This window comes from Bacteroidetes Order II. bacterium, assembly GCA_016788705.1.
Classification (GTDB): Bacteria; Bacteroidota; Rhodothermia; order Rhodothermales; family UBA2364; genus UBA2364.
In genome coordinates this window covers 152810-178913 of sequence record JAEUSQ010000050.1, presented here as the reverse complement: position 1 = coordinate 178913, position 26104 = coordinate 152810, and the positions used below count along the sequence as shown (strand labels likewise).

The window sequence follows — 26104 nt, the reverse complement described above, 5'->3', positions numbered from 1 at the left end:
AACAGAAACCACATACAAGGCCGCTGTGCGTGGGTGAGTTTGCCAGACAAAACGAAGCCCTACCGCTGCCCGGAGCGCACGGAGGTAAATGTGGCAGGTACATGGGATGAAGGTCTGCGTTCTTACCCGGGGAGGTCTGCGACAGCCGGAGGCGGAGGTACGTGTGAGTGCCGAGGCATAAGGCGGCAGAAGCATAGTACCTCAAATTTTTTTATTTGAGGGAAGGGCTGAACATTAGCGTACAGCGTTTGAACTGTAAGATTGTCGCGAAGGCCATGAAAGCAGCCAACCCGTGTGTTTTTTTTTGAAGGGACACGGACTTTTGCCAAAGGATAGGGCGGAACCCGAAGGTATGGCAGGAGAGTTGAGCCGGGCGACGCATCGAGGACGGACGCGAAGCGACAGAAACAAAAGGGGTACACCCCGTTAACGGAAATGTACGCCCTTCGTCGCGAAACGCTAATGAACCGCCGTGATACGAGACCCGTACGTCCGGTGGTGTGAGAGGACGAAAGTTAACCGCGCCACCTTTGATTCGTCAGGTTTAAATGGCGGGTTAACTTTCTCCTACTCGATTTCTGTAATTCATTGTTATTTGGAGTGATCTTTTACATGTCGTCAGCGTATCTCCTCTAATAAGGTGTTTAGACGATCCATTAGCTGTGGGGCGTATAGCTCTTGCTCCGGCTTCATAAGTACACTTCTGAGGATACGGGTATGACTGGAGTGGGGTATTATTTTGGGATATTGTTGCTGAATGCGGTTTGTTTTGCCACGATAGACACTTAAAAAAACGGGGTCTTTTGGATCGTTCATGGCCTTTTCAAAGAGTTTTTGGCTGGTCTTGTCTATGGTGTCGGTACTGCCGTCGTAGGGAAAATAGGTTACGATGTCTAATTGAGGCTCGGTATAGACCCCCCAATGATCGTCGGAAACAAGTAGTTGTTGGAAATTTTTAGAAGCGCGGATACATCCTTTGAGAATGGGGCCAAGTCCTTTCTCGCTCTTTAAGGGTAGGCACTGTAACGTGAGCCAAAGTGCGCCAGCGGCGGCTCCGGCACGGGAACACTCAAGGCTAATCTCCCCCAAGTGTAATTCGTTGGAGGTAAAATAGGTGTAGGGAGCCTCATGCAGGTAAAATCGTGCGACGTTGGAGTCCCGAAATAGCACTGCACCGCAGCCATATGGTTGGAGGCCGTGTTTGTGTGGGTCCACCACCACCGAGTCGCAGCAAGAAATGGCACGAAAGGCTTCAAAAGGGATGATGGGCGCTTCTTCATAAGCCAAAAGTGTAAAAAAGCCTCCATATGCGGCGTCTGCGTGGATCCTAAAGTCATAGTGGTCACGTAGGGCGATGAGTTCATGAATGGGGTCTATTGCGCCCAATCCCGTTGTGCCAGCGGTCATAACAACCGTTCCAATTTCCCCTGTTTTGAGTACCTCTTCGAGGGCATTGAGGTCTATTTCGCCAGTGAGTGTAGCTGGGATTTTGACGTACTCAATGCCGAGGACACCGCACATGCGCTCGTGGGTGTAGTGTGCCTGCTCACTGAAGACAATTTTTTTCTTTGGATGGAGACATCGTGCGACCCATAAGGCTTCGAGGTTGGCAATGGTTCCACTACTCGTTAGGTGTCCGAGGGAGTTTTCGGGAAAGCGGAACATGTGTGCAAGTTCTTTTACGACTTCTTTCTCCATCTCGGAGGTAGGTGGTCCTCCGTCTAATGCATGGTTGTTGGGGTTGATAAACATGGCCGCAAAGTAGGCCAGTTGTGCAATGGGGTGTGGTGGTTTAAGCATTTGCCCAGCATATCTCGGATGGAAAAAAGGATAGTTCCCTTCGAGCCTTTTTAAGTAACTGGTAAGCGCCGTGGTCAGATGCTCGGCTGAAATTTGTGTGGATGGGTGGAGATTATAAGGGCCAAAGCTTTCTTTCCATGAGGTAATAGCGGACAAGATTTGCTCTAAGGCGGGTTGTATGTTCATGTGGATGTGGCTAAGTTAATGATGATGAGGTTTTATTGTCTTTTTTTGATATACCCGCACGTAATCCACCACAAAGCGCATGGGGGTATGTTCTGGATTAACAGGACCGGGCCAGTTTGCGCCCATTGCCAGGTTGATCAACAAATAAAACGGTTTGCGAAAGGCATTACCGTCTGGCTCATTGGCGGTATTTAACGGGAAGCTGTGGAAAAGTCGTTTATCGAAAAACCATCGTATTTCTTTTTCGTCCCACTCTAAAGCATACACATGAAAACCTTCATAGGGCGGGAGGCTGGTTTTAATGGTTCCTCCGTTAGATTTGTATTGGCCGTCTTCTATCGGGTAGTGGATGGTTCCATAAACGGTTTTAGGGTCTCGGTTTCCGATATACTCCAAAATATCTACTTCGCCACATTTGGGCCATCCAACTTGCGTGCGGTTGATGCCCATCATCCAAATGGCGGGCCAAGCTCCTTGACCGGATGGTACCTTGGCACGCACTTCCAACCGACCATATTGCCAACTGGCTTTGTCTTGTGTGATTAAACTGGCAGAGGTATATTCAGCATTTGGCCGTTGGGTTTGCCATGTTTTGCCGCTTGGATCATACTTGGGATTTGAAAAAAACTCCTTACGTCCCTCTATGATCAAGTGCCCATCTTCTATTCGGGCATTTTCCGGGCGGTTACGGGTATAATATTGCGATTCTTCGTTCCGCACAAAGCCTTCTTCATAGTCCCATTTTGCTGGATCGGGGTTACCATTTTGGCTAAACTCATCCCGCCAAACCAAACGCCATCCATCCGAAATTGGGGATAAGGTGCCACACCCCGCGATACCAAACAGATATAAAAATTTTATAACAAGAAGTTTCATTCGGGCCTATATTGGGTTGTAACCTACTGAATGGGTCGGTTGTCGTTTAAGATAGCCTCCGCTCACATGCTCGTATTGGATGGATTTTTCGCATCCTTCAAGTTTTTAAAATAAGATCAATCCCCCTTTTCCCATGCTGTTTTTACGTTTCACGTATTCTTTTTTATCGTGTTTTTTGTGTTGTTTGTCTTCGATCCTGGTTGCACAATCGGATTCTGGCTTTACGCCGAATGACCGTCCGCGTCTTGTGGTTCCTAAAGTGGTCTTAGGGGTACAATTGGACGGTGTGCTAAATGAAGAAGCGTGGCAACATGCTTCTACTGCGGAAAACTTCTCGGAATATTTCCCGAACGAAAAAGCCAAACCTCCGATTGGCCTAAAAGCCATGTTGATGCATGATGGAAAAAACCTTTATGTGGCTTTCAAAATCACGGACGATCCGACCAAAATTCGGGCTTCTTTGAGGAATCGGGACGAAATCTGGCAAGATGACTATGCGGGTCTTGTGCTGGATACCTATGGAAACCAGCAATGGGGGTATTTTTTGGCTTCGAACCCATTGGGTGTTCAAGGAGATGAGCGCCTTTTGGTAAATAGCAGTTCGGAGTCTGCTTTTAATATAGAGTACCAAACGGCGGGGAAAATTACGGAAGATGGATACCAGATCGAGATGCGCATTCCGTTTACCAGTTTGCGTTTTCCGGAGTCTGATAACTTGGTGTTTCGGGGTAATTTCTGGGTTTCGCACCCACGGGCAAGTCAGAACTCTTATTCATGGGCAGGGCTTACCCGCAATAATAGTTGCCTGATGTGTCAGTATGGTTACTTCGAGGGTTTAAAAAGCATTCGCAACGTAACCCAGCGGGTGGAAGTGATGCCAGCCTTGATTGGTTCGAATGGCGCGACTCGTCAAGACGCTTTAAATCCGAATAGTACCTTTGAGCGGGCGCCACTGGCGTTAAACTCTTTTGATCCCTCAATTAATTTAAAGTATAATCTTACGTCCTCGGCAACGGCGGAGCTAACGGTTAATCCAGACTTCAGCCAGATCGAATCGGATCAAACGCAGATTGATGTGAATGCCAATTCTGCATTGTTTTTCCCGGAGCGGCGGCCTTTTTTTCAGGAAGGTGCGGATATTTATAGCACCTTTACCCGTCAGGTGTATTCTCGGAGTATCAATAAGCCCTTGACAGCGGCCAAGTTTACAGGTCGTTTTGGGCAGACGAGTTTGGGATATATTGGCGCATTGGACGAGGCAAGTCCATTAATCCTGCCTTTTGAGGATGGTAGCTCTACGCTGTCGGATGTTGGGCGGAGTGTGTCTAATATTTTGCGGGTTCGACAGACGTTGAAGAAGGGTTCGCATGTGGGCACGTTGATTACAGATCGTCGTTTAGTGGAGGGCGGATACGGCTCTACGTTGGGAGTAGATGCCTTGCTCCGACTTAATGACACGGATCAAATAGAGGTTCAGATAATTGGAAGTAATACAAACGAGCCAAATAATTCGGCTCTTTATAATGGATCCGGCATGTTTGATGCGGGAAAATATACGGCAAAATTTGATGGTGAACGTTTTTCAGGTTCCCTCTTGTACCTGAGTCATGAGCGTACCAGCCGAACATGGTTTTGGGATGCCGATTTTTGGGCGACAAGTCCTACGTTTCGGGCGGATAATGGTTTTGTACAAAGCAATGACCGGAAGCGGATTGGGGTTCGGGCCGGACGGAATGTGTTTCCGAAGGATAAATGGGTGGTACAATATTCGCCTTATATCATGACGGGCTACGATTGGAACTATGACCGACAGCGGAAGGATGAGTACCTGTTTTTGGGCGTAAATTCGCAACTAAAAGGGCAGACGCGTCTTTCTCTTGGGACTTTGGTTCATAGTAAGGAAAACTTCCGAAAGGTGGAGTTTGAGTCCATGCAACGGTTCACGCTCGAGGCGAATTCAGATTTTAGTCAGAGGGTGGGTATAGGTTTTTTCCTGCAATATGGCGAGATGATTGCCCGCCGACAGCTAAGAATGGGGATAGGGACCAATATTGGTCTTGGATTTGAGTTTAAGCCAACGGGCCGCCTCACGATAGAGCCAGAAGTGAACTATAGCCAGTTGGGCGATAAAGTAACGAAGGTAGATTTTTTTGAGGGTTATATTGTTCGGACGCGGGCGACCTATCAATTTACCCGTGCACTTTCTGCAAGAATGATTTGCGAGTACGACGATTTTAATGTACTGATGCGTTATGAGCCGTTGCTGACCTACCAGATAAGTCCATTTTCTGTGTTTTATGTGGGGGCGAGTTTGAGCAATAAAAAGGCGGATATTCAATTATTCCCAGAAGTGAGTTATTACCCGATCAACCAAAGCGTTTTCTTTAAATTCCAGTATCTTTTCAAGATATAAATTTGGATTAAAGGCTCATTCGTTCACGGAAGTCTTGGGCGCGGCGTCTGGAAAGTTCCACCCGTTGTCCGTCGGTAAGTTCGGCAAGGAGCATTCCATTTGCCCAAGTATCCAATTTCCGAATGAAGCGTAGGTTAATAATTTGGCTGCGGTTGGCCCTAAAAAACATGGCTGGGTCTAAGCGCTCTTCTAATTGGTTAAGTGAGCGCAGGATGAGTGGGCGCTCGCGGTCGAAGTGGAGTCGTGTATAATTCCCTTCCGACTCAATGAGGCGTACATCTCCAATACGCACAAACCAGCATCTTTCTCCATCCTTAACAAAAACCTGTTCATCGGCCTTGAGGTAATCTGTCGTGTGTTTTTCGGCCGGCGCTTCTGTTTGTGGCAGGGGCACTCGTTTGAGGGCTTCGGCCAAGCGTTCTGGTTCTATGGGTTTAACAAGGTAGTCTAATGCGCTTACTTCGAAGGCACGTAGGGCGTACTGATCGAATGCCGTTGTGAAAATGACATGCGGCATGAAGTTCAGTTCGGAGAGTAATTCAAATCCTGATTTTCCGGGCATTTGGATGTCCAAAAAAAGAACGTTTGGCCGTAGTTTTTCGATGGCCGCCTTGGCTTCGTCGGCATGAGCCGCTTCGCCTAAGATGTTGAGCGTCGGATGAACGGAGAGCAATCTCCTCAGTGCATTTCGGGCCAATCGTTCGTCATCAACGATGAGTGCTGTGGTTTGGGGCATATCATTTTATGGAGGAATCAATTTTCCAAGATAGAGCCAGCGGTTAGAAGAATCAAGCCTGAAGCGAGGCGAAAGTTGTTTTTGATGTGCAACAAATTTTTCAATTCTTGCTTAATGCGTGCATCGTTTTCTGTTTATAGAACGGAATGTCCTATATTTATTAGTGATGAATCAGCGGACCAAAGAAATCAGAATAACGATGCGAATATTATACGTTTCCCACTCTTTTCCTAGTGATAACGATCCGGACAACAATATTGGCGGTATGCAGCGAGTGGCCATAGACATCTATGAGGCTTTCAAGGATCATGAACAGGTTGTGGTATTCCCCCTGATTTTAAAAACATCGTGGAATACAACCCATATTCGTGCTCCTTTTTTCTTGATGAGTCTCTTTTGGAAAATTCCTGCTTTGGTGCGCGAGCATAAAATAGAATCGGTGTTTTTTAGTGCCTTGGTGACGGGTTGGGTGACGCTTTTTATGCGGAGGCGTCTCCGAAAAGTGGGTGTCAAGACCTTTGTGATGCTGTATGGGCGGGATATTTTACTGCCTGCCAAGTTATACCAATGGGCACTTCCCAAAATTTTGGGTAAAGTAGATGCCTTTTTTCCGATCAGTACTGCTACTGCAGAAGAAGCCCTCAAGCGAAATTTTCCATCGGATCGCACGTTTGTGGTTCCGATGGGCATAGATTTAAGCCGTATTGGTGTTGCCGTTAATAAACCTCAAGCCCGTGCGGTTCTTATGGAGACGTATCCACCGCATGTCCTGCGGCCCTTTATCATTTGCAGTGTCGGGCGGCATGTAAAGCGCAAAGGGTTTACGTGGTTTGCCGATAAAGTCATGCCCTTATTACCAGATCATGTGGAGTACTGGGCGGCTGGGGATGGGGCGGAACGTGCTGCTTTGGAGGAAGCGGTTGTGCGGAATGGCCTCCAGAAACGGGTAAAACTCCTTGGGCGTGTATCTGACGAAGCGCTGGAGACCTTGTACCAAGGTGCTGATTTATATGTTATGCCGAATATCCATGTTCCGGGGGATATGGAAGGATTTGGCGTGGTGATGTTGGAAGCTGGTATTTGTGGGCTTCCAGTGGTGGCCGCCGGATTAGAAGGGATACGGGATGTGGTGCATGAGGGTCAGAACGGACATCTGGTTCAAAGCGAAGACCCACAGGCATTCGTAGATGCCATTATGCCGTATGTGGAAGATGAACAGCATCTAAAAGCCGCTTCGGAACGGGCAAGGGTGTATGTACCCAATACCTTTTCGTGGCACGGAGTAGCCCAACAATTTGTGGATCGGATGGCGCAAGTCCATCGGATGGTTTAGGTGGTTGAGGCTACGGCTTCTTCTTCCCAAAATCGGATGATGTCTTGCAGGCTTTCCCGTAGGGAATAACGAGGTTTCCAGCCTACTTCTTCTGCGATTTTGCGATATGACCCAATAATGCGGGGGTTATCGGCAGGTCTCAGAAATTCTGGATTGGTACGGATTTCGATTTCCATCTCCATTAATTCACCAAGTAGGGCAATGACCTCTCGGAGGCTGTGGCCTTTTCCGGAACAGATGTTGTACACTTGTCCGCTTTGGCCTTTCTGAAGCAAGAGGTGATAGGCGTGAACCACATCGCGTACATCCACAAAGTCCCGAACAATGGACGTGTCTCCGGTATAAAGTACTTGTGCCTGTTCTGGATGGTTTTTTAAGTCCACCAGTTGTTTTACAAACGAAGGAATTACAAACCGGGTATTTTGCCAACGTCCGATGTGGTTAAAGGAACGAGTCAGGATAATTTGTAGGCCATATCCATGTGCATAGACTTTCGAGAGGAGTTCTTGAGAAACCCTTGCCACGGCATATGGACTAATGGGGTTAGGGTGCATGTTTTCCCTAAGAGGCAATTCTGTTTCGGTAACAATGCCATATTCTTCCGATGAACCAACGGAAAGCAGCCGTGCCGGGATGTGGTTATGGCGTAGGGCCTCTACCAAGTTGAGGAAAATATTGGTATTGTTGGTGAAGCTTTTTTCGGGCTCTTCCCAACTTTTGGAGACGCTACTCATAGAAGCGAGGTGCAGAATGTAGTCTGGGGCAAAAGACCTAATTATGGCCTCTAAGCGGTCTTTTTCTAAGAGGTTGATTTGCTCGAATTGCACCCAAGGTCGGGTCTCGTGATAGCGTGGAGTCCCAATGTCAATCCCCAAGACTTGCACATTTTCAATATTTTCTTCCAGAAATTGGGTAAAATGCCGGGCAACAAATCCCGAAAAACCAGTGACTAGATACTTCATGTGTCTTGTGGGTTTAGGTTGGTAGGCGCTGGAAGAAGTGAAAATACAAAAGGTGTTAGATGGGCGCAGCAATTTATTCTGAAAATCGTGGTATGGGGGAGGCGTATTGGGTGCGTGAAACACCATTTACTTCCGGAGTGGTAGAAATACCATGGCCTGTACTCGGCGGGGTTTAATGTCTTGAATGCTTAGCCATGCCTGATCTCCATAAATGAGCCGGAGCCGTTCGCGGATGTTCGCGAGCCCTACGCCACCAGGGCGTTCGCTGTTTTCTAAATTACCCGTGTTGGTAACCGTGATCAATAATCCGTTGGCGTCGCCACTCACCTGAATCTGAACCTCGCCCCCTTGGACTTGCCGATTGATCCCATGCTTAATGCTGTTTTCGACCAACGTCATAATGAGCATGACCGGTACGGGTACATTCTGGTAGCGCATATCCACATCAAAGCCATACCGTAGGCGCTCTTCAAAGCGCATCGTCTCTAATTCTAGATAGGTTTTGGCAAGGTTGATTTCCTTTTCTAAGGGATGTGTTTCCGTTTGGCCTGTTTGCAATGTTGTACGTAACAAGGAAGAAAGCCGTAGTACCATATATCTTGCCTGGGTTGGGTTTTCACCAATCAGTTCTGCGATGCTGTTCAGGCTGTTAAACAAAAAGTGTGGGTTCAGTTGGGATTCTAGGGCTTGTAGCTTTGCGGACTTGAGCCCTGCTTCTAATTGGAATTGTGCCACACGGGATTCGCTATACCCAAAAACAAAATGAACCGCCCAATAAATAAACAACCACAGTCCAAATGCAATACTGGCCCCAACAAGGAAAACGACTTGGCCCTGAAACGACGTCCAATAAGGTGTGGCAATAGGGGTGGAAAAAGGAATGAGTGGTATAACGAAGTAAGTTAAAATATATAACAAACCTACCAACACCCAAAGGCTTAAGAGTCCTAAGAACAACAGCCGAAGGCCCGCAAACTTTGTCCATCGCCAAGGTTTAAGTAGGATTCGATAGCTGTGTGATAATGTAAAACCGAGCAGGGTACTGGCCAAGGAAAAAGGAAGCGATTGCAACAGCGGGATATTAGACAGGACAGAGGAACCCATGAGTAGCCACCCCCAGCCTAGCCAACCAAATAGTTGAGAAAGCCAATAAGCGAGTGTGCGGTTGAGTTGCATATCTTTAACAGACTTCGCGGAAGATACGTTAAGATAAGCCGAAAGCGGTGGTGTCATATACAAAAAAAGAAGGCGGGAGTCTCAGATTTTGCTACCTTCACGACTTTGAGACTCCCGCCTTACGCGATCGCATCAACGATCCTCCATTGGTGTTCCTCTTCGTTGCTGCGATGCTCAGGGATATTTTCGGTCTGGACTTCCCTCAGGCATAATGGTTAAGGACAGACCTCGAATGTATAATACGTCAAGGGATAAGGGTGAGGAAGTAGATTGTGATGAATGGTGGTACAACTACACCAACGGTTTAAATGATGGATGAGAGGAAAGTAACCGAGTTGTTAGGGTTTAGAACCCAATTAAGACCGTTAAAGGGAGTTCTTACATCGGTAGTGTTATAAAAAAGCCCACTGAAATATAGCGGGCTGTGGCATTAGGCGCTAATGGTCTTACTCACATCTTTTTTAGTGCCTCGGCATCTTGAAGAAATTGTTGCAGTCCCAGATCCGTAAGTGGGTGCCGGAGAAGTTGCTTTATCACCGAAAGGGGCATGGTAGCCACATCGGCCCCCATTTCGGCGGCGGCAACTACGTGCATTGGGTGACGAACCGATGCCACAAGCACTTGTGTGGCAAACCCGTAATGATCATAAATATCAATAATAGAGCGGATGAGATCCATACCTTCTGTAGATATGTCATCTAAACGCCCGACAAATGGGCTGATGTAGGTAGCGCCTGCTTTGGCGGCCACCAAGGCTTGTGTAGGAGAAAAACACAAGGTGCAATTCGTTTTAATCCCCATTGTTGTTAGAGACTTGATGGCTTTGATCCCGTCCAAAATGAGGGGTACTTTCACCACGACATTTGGGTGGATTTTGGCTATTTCTTGGGCTTCTGCCATCATCTCGTTGTAGGTCGTGGCAATAATCTCGGCAGAGACATCGCCATCCACCAACTCACAAATCTGGCGGATGTGGGCTTTGAGGTCTTTTGCTCCCACTTTTTTCATCAGCGATGGGTTGGTGGTTACACCATCCAAAACGCCCATGTCTGCTGCTTCGTGGATTTCATCCAAGTTGGCGGTATCAATAAAAAATTTCATGTTTTTTGGGTTTTATTCGGTTCATGCTTGTTTATGAAAACTACAACCATTCCGGGGGTGATCCTACCCCGCTTTGGTTTTTAGGATAATTTCCAAGAAAGCATATTTTCCGGTCTATGGTATCGGGTGGGTATTGGATCAAAATTGTACCCGAAGCCGTGCGTTAAAGGTTCGTGGGGTGAGCCGTGTGGGGACGCGCTCCCAGATGTGGTTTCCGGGATCTATCCATGTATAAGAAATGGTGTTTTTCATGTCGAAGATGTTCAGGACTTCGAGGCTGAGCAATAGTTTTGGGGAAGTACTGGAGGGGGTAATGCCTTTGGGTCTAATTTCCAAGGATTTAGTCATGCCGAGATCTGCACGTTTGTATTCTAAGAAACGTTGGCTATGGCGTTTTCCGGGCGTTTGTAGGCTAATGTTACTAACAGATTCTCCGGGAGTGGGTGGTGTATAGGGCAGACCGGAGCCAACCATCACTTGGAGGTATAAACGCCACGTGTCATCTTTTGAAATGCCATCCTGTACAAACATCGAAACCGTATGGCGTTGGTCCATTGCCCTTGGAATCCAACCCACATTTTGGGTGTTTTGGAACGCGGGTAAAAATCGTTCCCGTGCCACCAGATAGCCATAGTTGAACCAACTTTCGAGGCCAGGGACAAATTCACCGCGAACCTGAAGGTCTAGTCCATAGGTATAACCTTCGGAGTCGTTTTCGCCGCTGTAGGTGACGCGGGTATTTTGGAGGGTGTAAGAAATAAGGTGGGTAAGTTTTTTATAATACGCCTCTCCACGGAGGTAAAGGCGTCGCTTGGGAAGAAAAAGGGTTGCACCAGTCACATATTGTACCGAACGTTGAGATCGGAGGTCTCGGCTGAGTGATCCGTTGATGGTTTCATCGGCTAGGGTTTCGCCTCGGAGTTCACGGTAAGCAGGTGATTGATAATAAATTCCCCATGCGCTGGTTAGGGTGAGGTTTGGATTCAGGCGATAGGTGCCAGAAATTCTTGGCGAAGCCGTCCATTCGTGGTTGAAGTCAAAATAATCGGCGCGAAGCCCTGCCGTGATCGTCAATTTCCCCGCCTCGGGCAAAACATCCCGTACTTGCTGGATGAAGGCGCTTAACTGGCGTGTAGTGGTACGGGGTAAAGTATCCTGAAGACTTTTGATCGGGATGCGTACGAGGTCGCCCAAGCTATTTTGGCCAATAATGGCCGAGTTTTCTGTAATCTGGTCTTCCCATACCAGTTGCCGAAGTGCCCATCCGGCTGTGCTGACGTGACGATTTTGTTCTAAGATATAGCGTCCATCTAATGTATAAGTCCCCACGCTAAGGCGGTTATCTGCACGGTCTTCTTGTACAACACCACCAAAGGCTAGGTCGTTGATGGGGGAATTGGGGTCTGTTTTGCTGGGATCAACCAAGTACAGAGTCGCGTCTGCACGGATATTATACGTTTCGGTTTCGGTGATGCCGAAATAGGCAAGACGGTGGTCTGCCTTCAACTTCGAAGACAAGCGATTTTGGAGGTGAAGTCCTGCGAAGCCGATGTCGTATCCGTCGTTTTCCTCGCCAGAGTAGTTAATCCAGACGGAGCGTAAGTCGTTGTATGTTCCATAATATGACCGCTTTTGTGAGGGTTCTAACCGGAACCGATGGCGTGCCCACATGCCCAGTAATGCAATTTCGTGTCCTGGTTTAAAGTTGTAAGAAACAAGACCTTGGGCATCGGTGAAAGCAGGCGCATAAGTCCCTTTTAGTTCTTGCGAGCCAAAGAACGAACGTGCTTGGGCGCGTCTTACGCCCGACATAAGGCCCCACTTACCCAAACTGGCCGAAAAACCAGCGCCCGCATCTAACATCGAGGCATATACCGCTCCGGTAGGGGCTGAATTTTGTGGTTTTCGGTACTGAACATCCAAAGCCGAGGATAATTTCCCGCCATATTGTACCGGGAAGCCGCCCGTATAAAGGGTCATCCGTTCTGCCATGTCTGGGTTAAGGAGGCCAAGTCCTTCCTGTTCACCTTGTTTGGTTCGGAAGGGTTTATAAACCTCAAAACCATTGATGTAGATCAAGTTTTCGTTGTATCCGCCCCCACGCACCGAGTATTCATTCGATAGTTCGTTGTTGCTCATAACGCCAGGTAGGTTTTTAAGGGCTCGGAAGCCATCTTTGAACGGACCTGGGATGGCTTGAACCATCTCTGGCGTTATACTTTGGACGCCTGCTTCGGTGGATCGGGCTTCTACAACCACATCTCCAGCAGTGGTTGATGCGGGTTTAAGCCCAATTTCAATTGTGGTGGTTTTTTCTTCTCCTACCTCGATGTCGCGTTGCCAAACTTCATAGCCAACGAAACTGGCCCGAAGCGGGTGTTGCCCTGGGGGGAGTTTCAGGGAAAACCGTCCGTTCTTGTCCGCTACGGTTCCATAATCAGTTCCGGAGACGAGAATTGTTGTACCTGGTAAAGGTGATGAGGTCGTGTTGTCGGTGATGCGTCCTGTTACCATACCCCAGTTTTGGGCTTGAACAAGACCTGAGGTGGCAATGAATAGGCACCATACATAATAAATGTGCAACTTCATGAGTGTATTGCGACGTGTAAAGAAGGAAGTCCTGCTGAAACAGGGCCAAAGGTATGGTGTCAAACGCACATAGGCCGTAGAGAATGTAAAGACTGCTTTTATGTACTTTTAAACCCAGCCGTAGTTCCTTGACCAATGGTTTAGTGGAATTTCCGTCGAAGGCCATTGGCAGTTAGGGACTAATTTGGGCGAAAAGCTGGGTTTTGGATGAACTCAGGATCGGAAAGGGTATTCAGAAAGGCGATCAGGGCTTTTTTTTCAGCTTCCGAAAGCCCTTTAGGCCGGCCATTAAAGAACAAGGGGTCTAAGGTAGGCGACCGCACAAGGCCGTGATCGTAATGGTTGATCACTTCTTGCAGGGTTTTAAACCGTCCGTCGTGCATGTAGGGTGCTGTAAATGCAATATTGCGGAGGGTGGGGCTACGGAAGAGGCCAATATCTGCAGGATCTTTGGTGATTCGGTAGCGGCCAGAATCGGCAGGTACATCATCCAAACCATTGTTATGAAAGCGGTTATCGGTCATTAAAAGCGTACCATGACAATGAAAACAATCCCCTTTTTCGGTAAAAAAGAGGGTGTATCCTTGTTCTTCCTCGGTGGTGAGGCTTGTTTTGCCTTGTAGCCATTGGTCGTATTTGCTATTTCCGGAAACCAAGGTGCGTTGGAATTGTGCCAAGGCCTGCACGATGCGGGTTTGGGTGATATCGTGACTGGAGAAGGCTGCCCGAAACATGTTGGGATATTTGGGAGAGGCCGTTAGTCTGGAGATGACTTCAGGAAACGTGTTCCCCATTTCGAAATGGCTGGTTATGGGAAAGAGAGCCTGTTCTTCCAAAGAGGCTGCACGTCCGTCCCAGAAGAACCTATCTACCCAGCCGATATTGATCAGTGGCATAGATTGCCGTTCGCCCGTTAATCCACCAATACCTCGGCTAAGGACATTGGGATCCGAAAACCCAAAATCAGGAACATGGCAACTCGCACATGAGATGGTCTCATCTTTAGAAAGAGACTTGTCGTAGAAGAGCGCCCGTCCTAAAGTCACCCCCTCGATGGTTAAAGGGTTTTCTGGTGATGAGGGCAATTCCGGAAATTTGGGTGGCAGTACCAGATTGAACGGGGTGGGCACGTCCAATTGTTGGCTCTCGTGATCGCAGCCGATCCAAAAGAACGCCCAAAAGAAGCAAAGGCCCCAGAGGCGTGGCCTAATTACCTTGAACCGAGAAGACGTCTTTCCCATTGTTTTTGAGGATTTCCTGTGCAGTCGGATTTCCCATAATATTGCCGGGATAATCGCGGAAGTCGTAACGGGTGGGGTTTTTAAGCCACTCGTTTACATTCATGGTGAGTTTAACTGTTGGATTGGCACCTGCGGTTAGATGAAGGTGCATGGGCAAAGACAAGGAAACGGAGTAATCGGTCCCGCTATTCGGTCCGGTATGTACCGCAAACGTGCTGGAACTGCCCGCATTGACATAAGAGCCTTCAAAGCGCATATAGTGATAACCTCCACCCATCGCTACTGGCCATTCCATATTGTTGTAAGCTTGTTGGTTGGGCAACTTTCCCGTTATATTCTGGGTTTTGGGAATACCCATTACCATTTTAAATCCTTGGAAGTGGTCTGGCTTAATACCCTTGATCGTAAGGGAGAGCGTGCCTGTATTGCCGAGTTGTACGTAATGATACTCCGTAAGATCAACTGATTTTCCGTCGCTACCCACAAGGGCCATGTTAGAGGTGATGTATTCGAGCAAAGAAACTTTATAGACATTGCCCGCGTCGTTCGTAAAAGAAGACGTATTTAGATCAAGAGTTTTGCCATCGGCCTGATGGATGAACTGAATGGTGACTTTCCCTGTTTGGTCCTCGGAATCACAAGAGATGAGTGTGAAGGCAAGAAAAAGGAAGCAAAGGTTTAGAACAGGGCGAAGCATGGCTGGAAGGATTAAGGTGAGCGGTGGAAAACGGCAAAAACAAAGTCACTCGGTAAAGAGTACGCCGCAATCAGATGGTCTTCGGTTTTGGAGGCTAACGCTAAGAAAGCGGCTGCTGTTTCGTCTGGATGAAGAAAATGGTGAGCAATTTCGTCGAACAACAAATGTAATATCGTCCCGCCCAGGGGTCGGATGAACGTCGGGACGAGGTGTTGGTGTAGCAGTGGCATTACACGATCAGACATGACGGCTTCCGAAGGATCGTTTAACCACATGGACAACCAGCCGGGGCGGTGATGCTTGGTTTTGATGCCTCTGCCGTTCCAGCGTGTCCGGTAGCTTGGAGGTAATTGGGCCAGCAAGGCATCGGCGGCAGCCATTTGTGCATGGCTCCACTGAAACCGTGTAGGTCCCACATATTCGTGCAAAATTAAGAGGCCGCCCGGTTTTAGCCAGAGGGTCATGCGTGGGATTAAGGTTTCCAGACGGTGGAAGTGGTGGAGGGAGGCCTCGGCGATCAATACATCGTAGGTGGCGGGGTCGGGATGAAATGAGGTTGCATCGGACATGAAAAAAGTGAGGCGTTCTGCCATGTCGGCCTGCTGTGCGGCTTGTTGTGCAGCCAATATCCGTTGCGGCGAGAGGTCAAATGCGTCCAATTGGTCAAAACATCCTGTTTGCATCCATTGGATTTCTTTTTGTCCAGCCCCACATCCCATAGACAATCCGCGTAATCCACCCTTTTTTAGGAATGCTTGTGCGGTAAACGTACGATGGTCGGTTTTTTCGTCTCCCGAAGCAAGTTGGTTCAGCCGTTTTTGTATCGCAGGGATGTTGTACCAATGTTTAGGGGGCGACTCGGGATGCGTCCAGATGCCGCGCACCCGTTCCGTTCTTCCTCCCAGCAATCGGCGTAACGCCCCTCCTTCTTCGGTTAATTTTTCGTAGAGGCGTACAAAATCGTATAACGATAGCAAAGTCCGGTCTGGCATCGCCTTTACATCTTTGATGGATTTGTTAGGGTTTCCAGATAAGTAAGGGAAGCACGTTGCGCATTTACTTCTAACCGTGCCTGAATTCCGATAGGCAGACAAAGTTTATTGGTCCAATGGCCATAACAAAGGTTCGTGGCAACCGGATAGGGGGCATTTCCAAAATAATGATCAAAAACTTCGTCGAAGCCAAGGGAGTTGGCGGGGACATCGGCATCCGTAAAGCCGCCAATCAGCACGCCACCCAACTTATCCAAATGTCCGGCGAGTCGTAACTGCATCAGCATCCGATCCACACTATACGGTTTTTCGCCCACATCTTCGATAAATAGCAGGGCGCCTGTGAGATCGGGACAATATGGCGTGCCCAATAAACACGTAATGAGCATCAGGTTTCCACCCAATAAAACCCCTTCTGCTGTTCCGGGTCGCATGGGTTGTAGGGTTTCCCCTGCTGGTCCAACCACCTGATCTGGTTTTTTTCCGCCAAGCAGGTTCCAAAATAGTGCTTCTGCCGATGGGCTTAGGGCATCCTCTTCGGCCCCCCACTCCACAACCAAATGTCCGGAAAGGCCATACCAACCGGATTTGTGGTATAATGCCCAGTGTAGGGCCGTAATGTCGGAATACCCCACCAATATTTTAGGATGCTGTTTAGCGGTTTCGTAGTCTATACCGGGTAAAAGCCGGGGCGTTCCGTACCCGCCACGAACCGAAAAAATGGCTTTCACGTCCGGACGACGGATGGCTTCGTTCAACTCGGCCAGTCGCACGGCATCGGTATCTGCCAAATAGCCATATGGGGTGATTTGATCTCTGAGGGGTAAAATATGATAACCGCGTTCCTTGAGCCGCGCAAGGCCAAGGTGATAAACTTCCATACTCCGGGGAGCACTGGCTGGCGCAATGATGGCGATGGTATCGCCCGGTGAGAGTGCAGGAGCTTTCATGTATCTTAATCAAGAAGTTTTAAACGTATAAATTACATGTGGCATAGGCCAGATCAAAACGAAAAGGCTATTTTCTTGGCCGTTAGGCCCTGAATTGGTGATAAAGCATAATAGACTCGTATAAACTGCGATTTTCGTAAAAGGGAAAACCGTATGAAGCACCAAAGTTCTTTTAGAAATGCGTAACTTAAAACGTTTGCCGGGCCTGCTCATAAGGTCATCTACGCCTTAAATTGTCTTCAGCTATGAATAAAATGCTCAAGTTTTGGATTTCTGTTTTTGGTGTCAGTGACGTCGCTGCTCCCGAAGAACGGCCAGTTGGTCCCCAAAATCGCTTACAAGAACTAAAAGCCGAACAAGCAGAGAAACTAAAACGGCTCTATGAACTTCAAGACAACCCCGAAATAGATGATCCCAAAGAGCGGAGTCAGATCGAGCGTCGGTTACGGGACATTGAACGCTTGATGAGAGTCTATAATTCTGTTTCGGATTTTTAGCTCATTCTCTTCATGGAACGAATCTGAGACCACCGTTTTGGTGAATTATACCATTTGCTGTTCACATTGGCCTTAAGCAAATCTTTCCAACTTCCATAGCAGGGCCTGTATCCACTGTAGAAGAGAGTACCCGGGAATAAAAATCTGGTATTTTAGTGGAAATACTACTTGTAAAGGAGTGGAATTATTTCGATATTTAGTTTGTGAAGAATAAACCAATCTTTGGTTTGTTCCATCTTTAGTTTTGTCGTGTGTCATAACGACAATTGTACCACCACCGGAATTTTAATCCTTGCCTTATGCCCTCGGATATAGGTTTTGGCGCTATAGAGGAGCTGGCTGCCCAACTCCCTTTTCATTTAGACGACAGCGACGCTGCAAGTCAACTTTTTTTGACTTGGCGAAAAGGGCGTGTTCCTCGTCTTAAGCCATTGGTGGACTTATATGTGTATTGCTTTATTATGCGATACTTTTCTGCTAAGTATTTGCAAAATCGTCACTTGAGTGAAGTGGAAGTGGAGCGGTATGCTGGTGATGCATACGAGCGGGCCATCCGGTTTTTGGATACTGTTAGACAAGAAGCCAGTATTGCAGGATGGCTGAACAGTCTTTGCCGGAATCAGTTCCTAAACCTGATTCGAGAGCATCGGAAACGAAACCGCTTAACAGACGTGGAGGAATGGTCGGATCGGTTGGAAGACGAATACGCCCTTCGTAGCTTCGATACACCCTTTTTTATTGCCGTCATTCATCAGGCCATTCAAAAACTCCCAGAGTTCCTAAAGGCTACGGGCCACTATCGTTTTATTGAGTACTGGGAATTTGATCAGATAGCCGAAGCCATTCAAAAGACCATTCCAACGGTTCGTGCCTATTGCCATAAAATCGTTGACCGCTTCAAGCAAAACCCACACTTGCGGGAATTGATCATCCGCCACAAAGAAAAATAAAAAATAACGAGAGCAAGTTATGTTTTTTTGAGCTGGGTGTCTTTAGGGTAAATAGGTTTCAAATTTCTGTTATTTCCGCCTTAATATGACCTTAAAGGTTGTGTAATTGTAAAAAAATGTCATCACAAGATCAAAACAATCAACCTGCGCCCCCTTTTGGCCAGCCGCCTTATTCCGAAGATACAATCCGACAAGGGAGACTCTTCTTAAGTATGATGTCCGATACCCGCCGTTTTTTAGAGGGACCGCTGAGGGAAGATCATTTAGAATTGTACTTTCGTTATCCCGATTTGGAAAAGGCCCCTGAACCCCTTCGGCCTTTGTTGGCGTCACTCAAGGAGAAAGTGGAAACGGAAGAGAGGTGGCAACAGGAGGTTGCTGAGGCAGCGGCACATCTGAAAACGTTTAAACCGATCCAAGACAAGGATTATTTTGAACGACTTTCTGGTCACCAACTTAAAGATATTCACCTCGCTGCGGAGGCGTATCGGCGTGCAACTACTGCACCGATAACGAAGCTACAGATATTGCCAGAAAAAAATCTGGAGTCGTCACGTAGCAGGAAAAGGCTTCCCATAGACCTATCGTATTTGCGGAATCCACAATTTTATCGTTATGCCATCGCTGCTTGTTTTGTTTTTTTTGCGGGCGTTTTTAGCTTGCGATACTACAATGCAGTCAACGAACCGTTACTTTCTCGTTTGGCCTCGGTGGAGGCGTATGAGAAAGATATGAAGCCTCTCAGTACACGCGCTAATTCCCCTTCTCTCCGCAGTGATCAAGCCTTTCAAGAGGGTTTACGCATGCTAAAGTCCGCCCGCTATCACAAATGGGGCTTATTCATTGCTTATGATCACGAAAAATTAACCGAGGCGCTTGCTCAATTACAGACGGTTATTCGAGAAGAAAAAAAACGGGCTTCTCATGAAGAGCCTACTCCAGTCTGGTTGGATGCTCAGTTTTTTTTGGCCAAAGCATATTTGGGCCTTGGCAATACTTCTGCCGCTCGTGAAGCCTTGAAACAGGTTGTACAACTGGATGGCATGTGGGCAGACGAAGCGCAAAGACTGTTGAATCAATTGGATAAATAGAAATCTTACACGGACTTTAGTTCTATCGCTGCGAGCGGTACCAAAATCCCGATTTCCAAGGCAAAATAGGCCACGCTCCAGAAGGTGATCTCTGGGGAATGCAAGATGATAAGGGCGATGGTGAAGCAACAATACAATAAATTGGCGATCCCAATAAGGACAAGAAACGGTCTGAAATGGTTTTTGAGCAACCCAAAACAGGCAAGGGAATACAGGCTAAAGCCAAAAGCAATGGCCGAAAGCCATGTTAACACCTTTTCTGGAACCCCGAAAAAGCCATGAAAGGTACTCAGTACTACTGCCAATGAAAATGTACTGATCAATGCACCGATCCCATCTATTAGGAATAACGTTTTTGGGGAAGTTGTGAACCCTCTCATAAAGACTTTTCCTCTTTTGTTTCAGCATATGGATATATAAAAACAGGATCATGCTTCTGCTTCCATATACCGATTGATGGCCCCTTGAATATTTTGGAGAAAGACTTGGCGGTCGGGTTTTTGTGCCTCGAAGGTGTTTGGAGGATAAAAGCTGTGGGTTTGATAGCTTTCTGCGAAAAGCTCGAAGCGCTGGCGGGCGATAAAATTGGCCATGGCAGGACGCTGGCGATGTTTACGAAGGGCATTTATATCAATCGTGGCATTGGCAACCATACTTTCCCCATAGCCTGCTTCGCAAAGTACCAAGCCTTCATAGTTGATGATTTTTGAAAGTCCGTCCGTGCTGGCAAATGGAATGTCTATGCCTGCAATGCCAGCGGAGTTTGCGGAAACCACATAGGCCATATTCTCAATCGCTCGTGCAAGTTTGGCAACGCCTTTTTGGGTTAAAAGCGGGCTTCCCACTTCGGAGGTGGCATGTAAAAAAACCTCTGCACCTCGCATCATCAAGCATCGGGCGATTTCGGGGTATAAAATTTCTTCACTGGCAATGCAGGCCAAGCGGCCAAGCTCAGTATCTGCAATGGGGAACACACCCTCTAAGCCATATATTTCCAAATACTTATCCCAAACGTCGTGTGGCGTAGGTGCAAACATGCTATTCAATCGGCGATAGCGAAGAATGCAGGTCCCTTGAGGGTCTATCACGAAGCTAGATTGGAAGTAGAGATCAGGGAAGTGCGGGTCTAATTCATATACATTGCCACTTAGGTAAATATCGTATTGAACGGCGAGGGCTGAAAGAGCTTCATATTCTTTCCCCCCAATTTCAAAACAGGCTTTTTCTTGCCAAAGCGCAAAACTTTCGCCCGTTGGAAAGCCTGATGCAAAGTATTCTGGCAGCACAACTAAGCGTAAATCGTGACCAATAAATTGTTTAGAGGCTTCAATTTGCCGTTCAATGCGGTGGATATTTTCCAAAATCCGCACCCGCGCTGTTAACGGCGATAGCGCATTAATGGCGTGGCAGGTGGTTTGCAGGGCAAGGGCTTTATAGGCTTCCACGTTTTCAGGGATTAAGCAGTGAGGCGGCGGAGGCAAATATCTATCAATTGCAGAAAGACTTCGCGTTCATCTATGGTAAGGTCTTCAAAAAGTTGTTCATTTAGCTTCTTGCGGAAGGGCTGGAGCGTTTCTAACAAGCGAAAACCTTCTGGAGAGAGGGCGAGGCGCTTGCGGCGACGGTCTTCTTTGTCTTCTATTTGTATGGCAAGCCCTTTGTCTAATAACGTCGCAATGAGATTTGTTACATTGGGGCGGGAAACGTTCAGTGCACGGGTAATTTCTGCTGCCAAGACTTTTTTCTCATGTTCGCCATTCTCGAAAAGTGGCAAGTTTGGGTCTTTTGCCAGATATAACATAATCAGCCATTGTTGGGTGGTAATACCTAAGCCCTGGCTGATTTGGTCACGGCGGCGCTTGAGGGCATCTCCCAGCGCAATAAGGTGGAGAATTATGGATTCCTCTAAGCGTTTTTCTATCATAGATCGTGTGGTTTACGGGTGGATGAAACGGCGTTCAAATGCCTTATTTCAAAAGAATTTAGGACATTAGATCCACGATTTCTGTACCTGTAGGGTTAACCCAATCATTTTTAGATGAAATATACTTTAGAATCGTATCTATTGCCTGAAGACGGAACGGTAAACCACTGATATAAGGCGTAAGGGTGAGGCTAAAAACCCGTCCACCATAGGTTTCGGCTTCTTCGTAAAGGGCCTCGAACTGGTCTAAGACCTGTGTGACAAAGCTTTCTTCGGTTTGATGATATTCGATGATAATACGCCGATCCGAAAGTTCTTGAGAAACCGGCATGGCTATGATATTTCCTTGTGGGGTTTTCATCCAATATGGCAAGTCATCATTTGCCCAATCGCAAATAAAAGTACAACCTGCTTCTGCTACAAGAGTGGGCGTATCGAATGATTCCGAAAAAGCAGGCGAAAGCCAACCTTTTACTGCTTGCCCAGATCGGCTACGTAGCACCGATAAGGCTTCTGTGATGTATTTTGTTTCTAACTCCTTGTCCATTCCGCCATAATGCAGCGCATCCATATCCACACCATGTGCCACGACTTCATGCCCCGCTTTAACCACTTCGTCCAACAGTATCGGATACTTCTCTACCAAAGCCGAGTTGATCGCTATATTGGCACGAAGTCCATATTTTTCCAAGACGTTCATCAAGCGAAAAATGCCGACTCGGTTCCCATAATCGCGGGTGGTGTAATGCCGAAAATCGGGATAAGGTGTAACCATGCTGCCCGGTGCTTTGAAGGGCTTGCCCGATGGATTCAGCGGAAAAAACTCCAACGGAATGGTGATCATCACAGCAAGTTTTGCGCCATTTGGCAGTTGAAGTGGCGGGCGTTCAAAAAGGTTTGACCACGCATACAAGTCATGATCCATGTGATGACCACGCTTGGGGTATTGCAAAAAAAGATCGTCTAATGGCATGGCTTAAGCAGGTTGAGGAGTCCAAGCAGAGAAAGTATCGTAATAATGCGCGTAATAATAATCCGCAATTTCGCGGGCAGTTGTTACCCAAACGTCGGGATGGCTTGTGATGTATTGCAAGGCTTCTTCAAAGGCTTTGATGCGGTGTGGATGCCCCACAAGAAACGCATGGAGCGGAATGCACATCACGGTTCCACTTTCTTCCCCCTCCAAATACAATTGATCAAACTGTTTTTTCAACACATCACCATAATGACGTGGAGACATAAGGTAGGAATTGTAGCAAATGACATCGTTTACTTCGAGCGAATAGGGCATGGAGATCAATTGCCCTTTTTTGACTGAAATCGGTTGTGGCTGATCGTCTTGGAATAAGTCGCAGGTGTAGCGGATGCCATACTCGGCGATGAGGTCAAAGGTGCGCTCGGTGTGGGTCAGTGCCGGCGCAAGCCAGCCTGCGATGGTTTGTCCTGTTGCTTCTTTTACGGTACGGATCGAATCCTCAATGACGGCACGCTCTTGGGCTTCATCCATACCGTAGCAGTATCGGGTGTTGTAAATGCCATGCGAAAAAAACTCCCAATTTCGCTCGTTGCAGGCTTTGATGATTTCAGGATGGTGTTGGCACATCGCCACCGAGAGCGAGACACTGCCGCGTACATCATGCTTATCCATCGCTTCCATCATCCGATAATGCCCCACACGATTGCCATAGTCCCGCGCCGCATAACCAACGACATCGGGATTGGGTCTTGCCCAAGGCGTTCTTGATGGATTTTTAGGCGGATCAAGCTCATAAAACTCGATATTGGGCGCAACCCAAAAAGCCAGCTTTGCCCCGTTTTTCCAACGGATTTTCGGACGATTTTTATAGGGCCAATACGGATAGAGATGAGGGTCTCGCATCATGGGCGTTCGTACTTTTGAAGGTAATCAAGGACTTCGGTATAGGATACGACATCGGCATATTTTAAGAGCAAATCCGTTAAGTTTGCAAAGTGAAAGCTCTCATGTTTATCTGCTACACATTCTTCGGGAACGATGGTGCGATAGCCCCGCGAAAGGGCATCCACGGCACCTGCGCGTACACATCCCGACGTTGAGCCGCCCGTTAAAATCACGGTATCCACTTGATGCCAGACCAAGAGTGATTGTAAAGGGGTTTCAAAAAACGGGGACGGCATTCGCTTGCAATACACGGCATCGGTGGATTGCACTTCCAAGCGGTCGTCGAACTCGGCACGGCGACTTCCAAACTTGATATTTTGGAGCGAATCGGGAGTGTTAGTGCGCGTTCCCCAAACGCCTGCATCCTCGCCCGAATCCATGTAGGCAACATAGGTAAAAATAACGGGCAACTGCTTGGCACGTGCCAATTGATTGATTTGGTTGATGTAGGCAATTTGATTGGGATCGGTTTCGTAAGCCGTTTTAAACTCGTCGGTCTTGGTATAGGCTTTTTGCAGATCAATATTGACAATCGCCGCTTTTTTGCCGAAACCAAACTTCGCCCGCGTCGGGTTTGCCTTCACCTCGTAATAAATTTCACGGGCTGTTTTATGGGATAATTCCATCTTGTTTATTATTTAGCAGGTTGAAGCCAGTCCCCAATACCATAAGGGTCGGTCAATACGCCTGATACATGCTCGTGCCGAATTTTCCACGCCCCATTGATGTTGATTAAGACAAAAGTGGCGCGAAACGTATTTTCAAAATGCCGTCCGTTGATCACCACACGAAGGCGGATAATGCCCGCTACCCAACCCATTTCGGCAGTTTCTTGGCTAAACGGGCCTTCCAACCAATCTATGCTTTCGAGCGCAATCGCCGAGCGGCAAAAATCCGTCCAGCCTTTTTGGATTTTGGTAAAGCCAATGGTTGTCAGGCGTGGCCCTTCGAGGATTACATACGTTTCTTCGGAAGGGTCATACTTATCTAAAATGCCTAATAAGTCTTTGTTAATAATGGCTTTATAGTGGTCGTTTACAGCGTGAATCATTTACATTTCGTTGATTTCGTCGGCGATTTGGTGCATCGGCTTGTTGTTTTCGGGCTGGGCAATTGCTTCCAATTCTTGTTGAACAATACGGAGGATGCGGGCGCTGTACCGTGCGTGCCAAAGTTGTCGGGCTTCGGCGGCTTCGTCATCTGGGATATAGGCTTCGATCTCGTTTTGCGAAAGAATGCCTTTTTGTGCCAAAAGCCGTTCGAGGGTGTCTATCCGTTCGCGTGCCACCGCCAATTCGGTAGCCACTGCCAGGGTAATATTCAAGACCCGCTCTACAGCAGGGTCATTTAAAAAATAGGGGCGTGCGCCTTTGGCTTTGTTGCTCGCCATCAAAATCTCGTTCATGCTCGGTTCAAGGTCTAAGGTTATGAATGAGGTTTCCAGCCGCCAAATACGTTCCAGATGGGGCTTCGTCCGTAGTCCTCTTTGACTTGGCTATCTTGTTTCTTTTCGTCCAAGTCGTTAATGGCTTTCACGCCCACTTGCATAAAGTTTGCGCGTGGAACGCCCGCCTCTTCCATCAAATCTTCAGGTTGCAGGTCGTGCATGTGTCCCCAATAAGGTTCTGCATTGTAATAGGCATCCCAATCGCGCATAAACTGCTCGTAGTAACTCATTTCGGGCGTGTACTGCGGTTGCTCGATGTGTAAATTGAGGCCACCGGGGACTAAAACGCGGTTGATTTCGCCAAAAATGCGGTGGATGGCTTTGCCACCTGTTTCATGGAGAAACATGGTGGTTTGTACCCAATCAAAACTTGCGTCGGCAAATTCTGCCATATTTTCGGCATCTATTTGCATAAAGGTTACATTTTCAACGCCGAGCAGTTTGGCACGCGCTGCCCCATAGCGTAGCATCGGCGCACCTGCATCAATGGCAATGATTTCGGCATCGGGATACATTTGGGCAATGGGTAGCACATTATGCCCCAATCCACAGCCAATGTCAAGAATTCGTTTAGGTTGGAAATCGGGATAGGTTTCTTTCACCCAATGGGCAATGGCTTTGCCGCCGCCATCGGTCAAACGTCCCAACATACCACCAGTGGTTACAAACAAACCTGTATCGTAGTTGGCAGCGTTTGCAACATCGCCTTCTCGATATTCGGTGTGGTAACTGCCGGGCATCAAGTGGTTGTCCACATGTGCCAAATAAGGTGGGGTTTGGAAGTTAGGTTTTAGCACCAAGTTTTGGCTTGTTCCCAAGATTTTCTCCGCTTTTTCGGCGAGCGAATCCGCTTGGCGTAGCACCACCGAGCGTCCTGCTTGTTGGCGCATTTCCATGGTGCTTCTGCGGAGGGCTGCCCACGTTTGGTACATGGGGTCTTGGCTCATGGCGGTTTGCACTTCATGGCGATCTTGGAAGGTACGCCCATTTTCCTGTACAAACTTCGGTTCTACACGGTTATCGTAGGCGATCTTATTGCCCGGCGCAATGACCGTAGAAATAAAGCGGTTCAGGTTTGCCAGAAAATTATACCGAGCGCGTTCATCGTGGTCAAACTCTGCCATCATTTCGTGCCGCTGGAGTTTGGTGAACACAGGAGGAATTTGGTAACTCATATTGGGATCATTTTTAAAAGGTAACTATTTAGGAGGTGTCCATATTC

General features: G+C 47.7%; 25 protein-coding genes. 5 read left to right on the top strand and 20 right to left on the bottom strand.

What is annotated here, in order from left to right:
- Positions 1–618 precede the first annotated feature (618 nt).
- Positions 619–1986: an aspartate aminotransferase family protein gene (locus JNN12_13250; protein ID MBL7979300.1), complete on the bottom strand. Its 1368-nt coding sequence runs from the start codon at positions 1984–1986 to the stop codon at positions 619–621.
- A 15-nt stretch (positions 1987–2001) separates the two neighbouring features.
- The gene (locus tag JNN12_13245) at positions 2002–2862 is read right to left on the bottom strand and encodes a glycoside hydrolase family 16 protein (protein ID MBL7979299.1); all 861 of its coding nucleotides are present in this window, start codon (positions 2860–2862) and stop codon (positions 2002–2004) included.
- Positions 2863–2995: 133 nt separating this feature from the next.
- Here JNN12_13245 and JNN12_13240 point away from each other — a divergent pair, with 133 nt between their 5' ends.
- Positions 2996–5275, top strand: coding sequence for a carbohydrate binding family 9 domain-containing protein (locus JNN12_13240; protein ID MBL7979298.1), 2280 nt, complete (start codon positions 2996–2998; stop codon positions 5273–5275).
- A gap of 7 nt (positions 5276–5282) precedes the next feature.
- Here JNN12_13240 and JNN12_13235 read toward each other — a convergent pair whose 3' ends face one another.
- Positions 5283–6011, bottom strand: coding sequence for a response regulator transcription factor (locus JNN12_13235; GenBank protein ID MBL7979297.1), 729 nt, complete (start codon positions 6009–6011; stop codon positions 5283–5285).
- A gap of 199 nt (positions 6012–6210) precedes the next feature.
- On the opposite strand from JNN12_13235, the gene JNN12_13230 reads away from it, so the two are divergent.
- The gene (locus JNN12_13230; protein ID MBL7979296.1) at positions 6211–7344 is read left to right on the top strand and encodes a glycosyltransferase family 4 protein; all 1134 of its coding nucleotides are present in this window, start codon (positions 6211–6213) and stop codon (positions 7342–7344) included.
- On the opposite strand, the gene JNN12_13225 is transcribed toward JNN12_13230, so the two are convergent.
- The 8 genes from JNN12_13225 to JNN12_13190 all read right to left on the bottom strand — a co-directional run bounded on the left by JNN12_13225 (position 7341) and on the right by JNN12_13190 (position 17052).
- On the bottom strand, positions 7341–8306 hold the full coding sequence (locus JNN12_13225) for a GDP-mannose 4,6-dehydratase (protein MBL7979295.1): 966 nt from the start codon (positions 8304–8306) through the stop codon (positions 7341–7343). The genes JNN12_13230 and JNN12_13225 overlap by 4 nt on opposite strands.
- Before the next feature lie 126 nt (positions 8307–8432).
- Positions 8433–9482, bottom strand: a complete 1050-nt coding sequence (locus tag JNN12_13220; protein ID MBL7979294.1) for a histidine kinase — start codon at positions 9480–9482, stop codon at positions 8433–8435.
- 450 nt (positions 9483–9932) lie between these two features.
- Positions 9933–10583: a fructose-6-phosphate aldolase gene (gene fsa / locus JNN12_13215; protein MBL7979293.1), complete on the bottom strand. Its 651-nt coding sequence runs from the start codon at positions 10581–10583 to the stop codon at positions 9933–9935.
- Positions 10584–10721: 138 nt separating this feature from the next.
- Positions 10722–13172: a TonB-dependent receptor gene (locus JNN12_13210; GenBank protein ID MBL7979292.1), complete on the bottom strand. Its 2451-nt coding sequence runs from the start codon at positions 13170–13172 to the stop codon at positions 10722–10724.
- Positions 13173–13351: 179 nt separating this feature from the next.
- Positions 13352–14413 carry a c-type cytochrome gene (locus tag JNN12_13205; protein ID MBL7979291.1) on the bottom strand — a complete coding sequence of 354 codons (1062 nt, stop codon included), beginning with the start codon at positions 14411–14413 and terminating at the stop codon, positions 13352–13354.
- Positions 14379–15110 carry a hypothetical protein gene (locus JNN12_13200; protein ID MBL7979290.1) on the bottom strand — a complete coding sequence of 244 codons (732 nt, stop codon included), beginning with the start codon at positions 15108–15110 and terminating at the stop codon, positions 14379–14381. Before JNN12_13200 ends, JNN12_13205 begins: the two co-directional genes overlap by 35 nt.
- Positions 15111–15121: 11 nt before the next feature.
- Positions 15122–16102 carry a class I SAM-dependent methyltransferase gene (locus JNN12_13195; protein MBL7979289.1) on the bottom strand — a complete coding sequence of 327 codons (981 nt, stop codon included), beginning with the start codon at positions 16100–16102 and terminating at the stop codon, positions 15122–15124.
- A gap of 5 nt (positions 16103–16107) precedes the next feature.
- Complete coding sequence (locus JNN12_13190) at positions 16108–17052, bottom strand: LD-carboxypeptidase (protein MBL7979288.1); 945 nt, start codon at positions 17050–17052, stop codon at positions 16108–16110.
- A gap of 245 nt (positions 17053–17297) precedes the next feature.
- Here JNN12_13190 and JNN12_13185 point away from each other — a divergent pair, with 245 nt between their 5' ends.
- From JNN12_13185 to JNN12_13175, 3 genes are all read left to right on the top strand, one after another.
- Positions 17298–17549 carry a hypothetical protein gene (locus tag JNN12_13185; protein ID MBL7979287.1) on the top strand — a complete coding sequence of 84 codons (252 nt, stop codon included), beginning with the start codon at positions 17298–17300 and terminating at the stop codon, positions 17547–17549.
- A gap of 299 nt (positions 17550–17848) precedes the next feature.
- Positions 17849–18499 carry a sigma-70 family RNA polymerase sigma factor gene (locus tag JNN12_13180; protein ID MBL7979286.1) on the top strand — a complete coding sequence of 217 codons (651 nt, stop codon included), beginning with the start codon at positions 17849–17851 and terminating at the stop codon, positions 18497–18499.
- A 116-nt stretch (positions 18500–18615) separates the two neighbouring features.
- Positions 18616–19590, top strand: a complete 975-nt coding sequence (locus tag JNN12_13175; protein ID MBL7979285.1) for a hypothetical protein — start codon at positions 18616–18618, stop codon at positions 19588–19590.
- 5 nt (positions 19591–19595) lie between these two features.
- Here JNN12_13175 and JNN12_13170 read toward each other — a convergent pair whose 3' ends face one another.
- From JNN12_13170 to JNN12_13130, 9 genes are read right to left on the bottom strand one after another with little or no spacing between them, the layout of a single operon-like run.
- Positions 19596–19970: a hypothetical protein gene (locus JNN12_13170; GenBank protein MBL7979284.1), complete on the bottom strand. Its 375-nt coding sequence runs from the start codon at positions 19968–19970 to the stop codon at positions 19596–19598.
- A 48-nt stretch (positions 19971–20018) separates the two neighbouring features.
- On the bottom strand, positions 20019–21035 hold the full coding sequence (locus JNN12_13165; GenBank protein ID MBL7979283.1) for a hypothetical protein: 1017 nt from the start codon (positions 21033–21035) through the stop codon (positions 20019–20021).
- A gap of 11 nt (positions 21036–21046) precedes the next feature.
- Positions 21047–21514 (bottom strand): MarR family transcriptional regulator, encoded by a 468-nt coding sequence (locus JNN12_13160; protein MBL7979282.1) that lies wholly within the window; start codon positions 21512–21514, stop codon positions 21047–21049.
- Between the two features lie 58 nt (positions 21515–21572).
- The gene (locus JNN12_13155) at positions 21573–22487 is read right to left on the bottom strand and encodes a polysaccharide deacetylase family protein (GenBank protein MBL7979281.1); all 915 of its coding nucleotides are present in this window, start codon (positions 22485–22487) and stop codon (positions 21573–21575) included.
- 3 nt (positions 22488–22490) lie between these two features.
- Positions 22491–23396 (bottom strand): polysaccharide deacetylase family protein, encoded by a 906-nt coding sequence (locus JNN12_13150; GenBank protein MBL7979280.1) that lies wholly within the window; start codon positions 23394–23396, stop codon positions 22491–22493.
- Entirely contained in the window at positions 23393–24061 is a 669-nt protein-coding gene (locus JNN12_13145) for an isochorismatase family protein (protein MBL7979279.1), read from the bottom strand. The genes JNN12_13150 and JNN12_13145 overlap by 4 nt, the downstream gene beginning before the upstream one ends.
- Positions 24062–24069: 8 nt before the next feature.
- The gene (locus tag JNN12_13140) at positions 24070–24486 is read right to left on the bottom strand and encodes a nuclear transport factor 2 family protein (protein ID MBL7979278.1); all 417 of its coding nucleotides are present in this window, start codon (positions 24484–24486) and stop codon (positions 24070–24072) included.
- Complete coding sequence (locus JNN12_13135) at positions 24487–24840, bottom strand: hypothetical protein (GenBank protein ID MBL7979277.1); 354 nt, start codon at positions 24838–24840, stop codon at positions 24487–24489.
- 20 nt (positions 24841–24860) lie between these two features.
- Positions 24861–26057, bottom strand: a complete 1197-nt coding sequence (locus tag JNN12_13130; GenBank protein ID MBL7979276.1) for a class I SAM-dependent methyltransferase — start codon at positions 26055–26057, stop codon at positions 24861–24863.
- Positions 26058–26104: the final 47 nt, after the last annotated feature.

Bases quoted from the DNA above. Each gene is read 5' to 3' on its own strand.
- JNN12_13250 (MBL7979300.1), bottom strand. From the start codon at position 1,986: ATGAACATACAACCCGCCTTAGAGCAAATCTTGTCCGCTATTACCTCA.
- JNN12_13245 (MBL7979299.1), bottom strand. From the start codon at position 2,862: ATGAAACTTCTTGTTATAAAATTTTTATATCTGTTTGGTATCGCGGGG.
- JNN12_13240 (MBL7979298.1), top strand. From the start codon at position 2,996: ATGCTGTTTTTACGTTTCACGTATTCTTTTTTATCGTGTTTTTTGTGT.
- JNN12_13235 (MBL7979297.1), bottom strand. From the start codon at position 6,011: ATGCCCCAAACCACAGCACTCATCGTTGATGACGAACGATTGGCCCGA.
- JNN12_13230 (MBL7979296.1), top strand. From the start codon at position 6,211: ATGCGAATATTATACGTTTCCCACTCTTTTCCTAGTGATAACGATCCG.
- JNN12_13225 (MBL7979295.1), bottom strand. From the start codon at position 8,306: ATGAAGTATCTAGTCACTGGTTTTTCGGGATTTGTTGCCCGGCATTTT.
- JNN12_13220 (MBL7979294.1), bottom strand. From the start codon at position 9,482: ATGCAACTCAACCGCACACTCGCTTATTGGCTTTCTCAACTATTTGGT.
- fsa (MBL7979293.1), bottom strand. From the start codon at position 10,583: ATGAAATTTTTTATTGATACCGCCAACTTGGATGAAATCCACGAAGCA.
- JNN12_13210 (MBL7979292.1), bottom strand. From the start codon at position 13,172: ATGAAGTTGCACATTTATTATGTATGGTGCCTATTCATTGCCACCTCA.
- JNN12_13205 (MBL7979291.1), bottom strand. From the start codon at position 14,413: ATGGGAAAGACGTCTTCTCGGTTCAAGGTAATTAGGCCACGCCTCTGG.
- JNN12_13200 (MBL7979290.1), bottom strand. From the start codon at position 15,110: ATGCTTCGCCCTGTTCTAAACCTTTGCTTCCTTTTTCTTGCCTTCACA.
- JNN12_13195 (MBL7979289.1), bottom strand. From the start codon at position 16,102: ATGCCAGACCGGACTTTGCTATCGTTATACGATTTTGTACGCCTCTAC.
- JNN12_13190 (MBL7979288.1), bottom strand. From the start codon at position 17,052: ATGAAAGCTCCTGCACTCTCACCGGGCGATACCATCGCCATCATTGCG.
- JNN12_13185 (MBL7979287.1), top strand. From the start codon at position 17,298: ATGAATAAAATGCTCAAGTTTTGGATTTCTGTTTTTGGTGTCAGTGAC.
- JNN12_13180 (MBL7979286.1), top strand. From the start codon at position 17,849: ATGCCCTCGGATATAGGTTTTGGCGCTATAGAGGAGCTGGCTGCCCAA.
- JNN12_13175 (MBL7979285.1), top strand. From the start codon at position 18,616: ATGTCATCACAAGATCAAAACAATCAACCTGCGCCCCCTTTTGGCCAG.
- JNN12_13170 (MBL7979284.1), bottom strand. From the start codon at position 19,970: ATGAGAGGGTTCACAACTTCCCCAAAAACGTTATTCCTAATAGATGGG.
- JNN12_13160 (MBL7979282.1), bottom strand. From the start codon at position 21,514: ATGATAGAAAAACGCTTAGAGGAATCCATAATTCTCCACCTTATTGCG.
- JNN12_13155 (MBL7979281.1), bottom strand. From the start codon at position 22,487: ATGCCATTAGACGATCTTTTTTTGCAATACCCCAAGCGTGGTCATCAC.
- JNN12_13150 (MBL7979280.1), bottom strand. From the start codon at position 23,396: ATGATGCGAGACCCTCATCTCTATCCGTATTGGCCCTATAAAAATCGT.
- JNN12_13145 (MBL7979279.1), bottom strand. From the start codon at position 24,061: ATGGAATTATCCCATAAAACAGCCCGTGAAATTTATTACGAGGTGAAG.
- JNN12_13140 (MBL7979278.1), bottom strand. From the start codon at position 24,486: ATGATTCACGCTGTAAACGACCACTATAAAGCCATTATTAACAAAGAC.
- JNN12_13135 (MBL7979277.1), bottom strand. From the start codon at position 24,840: ATGAACGAGATTTTGATGGCGAGCAACAAAGCCAAAGGCGCACGCCCC.
- JNN12_13130 (MBL7979276.1), bottom strand. From the start codon at position 26,057: ATGAGTTACCAAATTCCTCCTGTGTTCACCAAACTCCAGCGGCACGAA.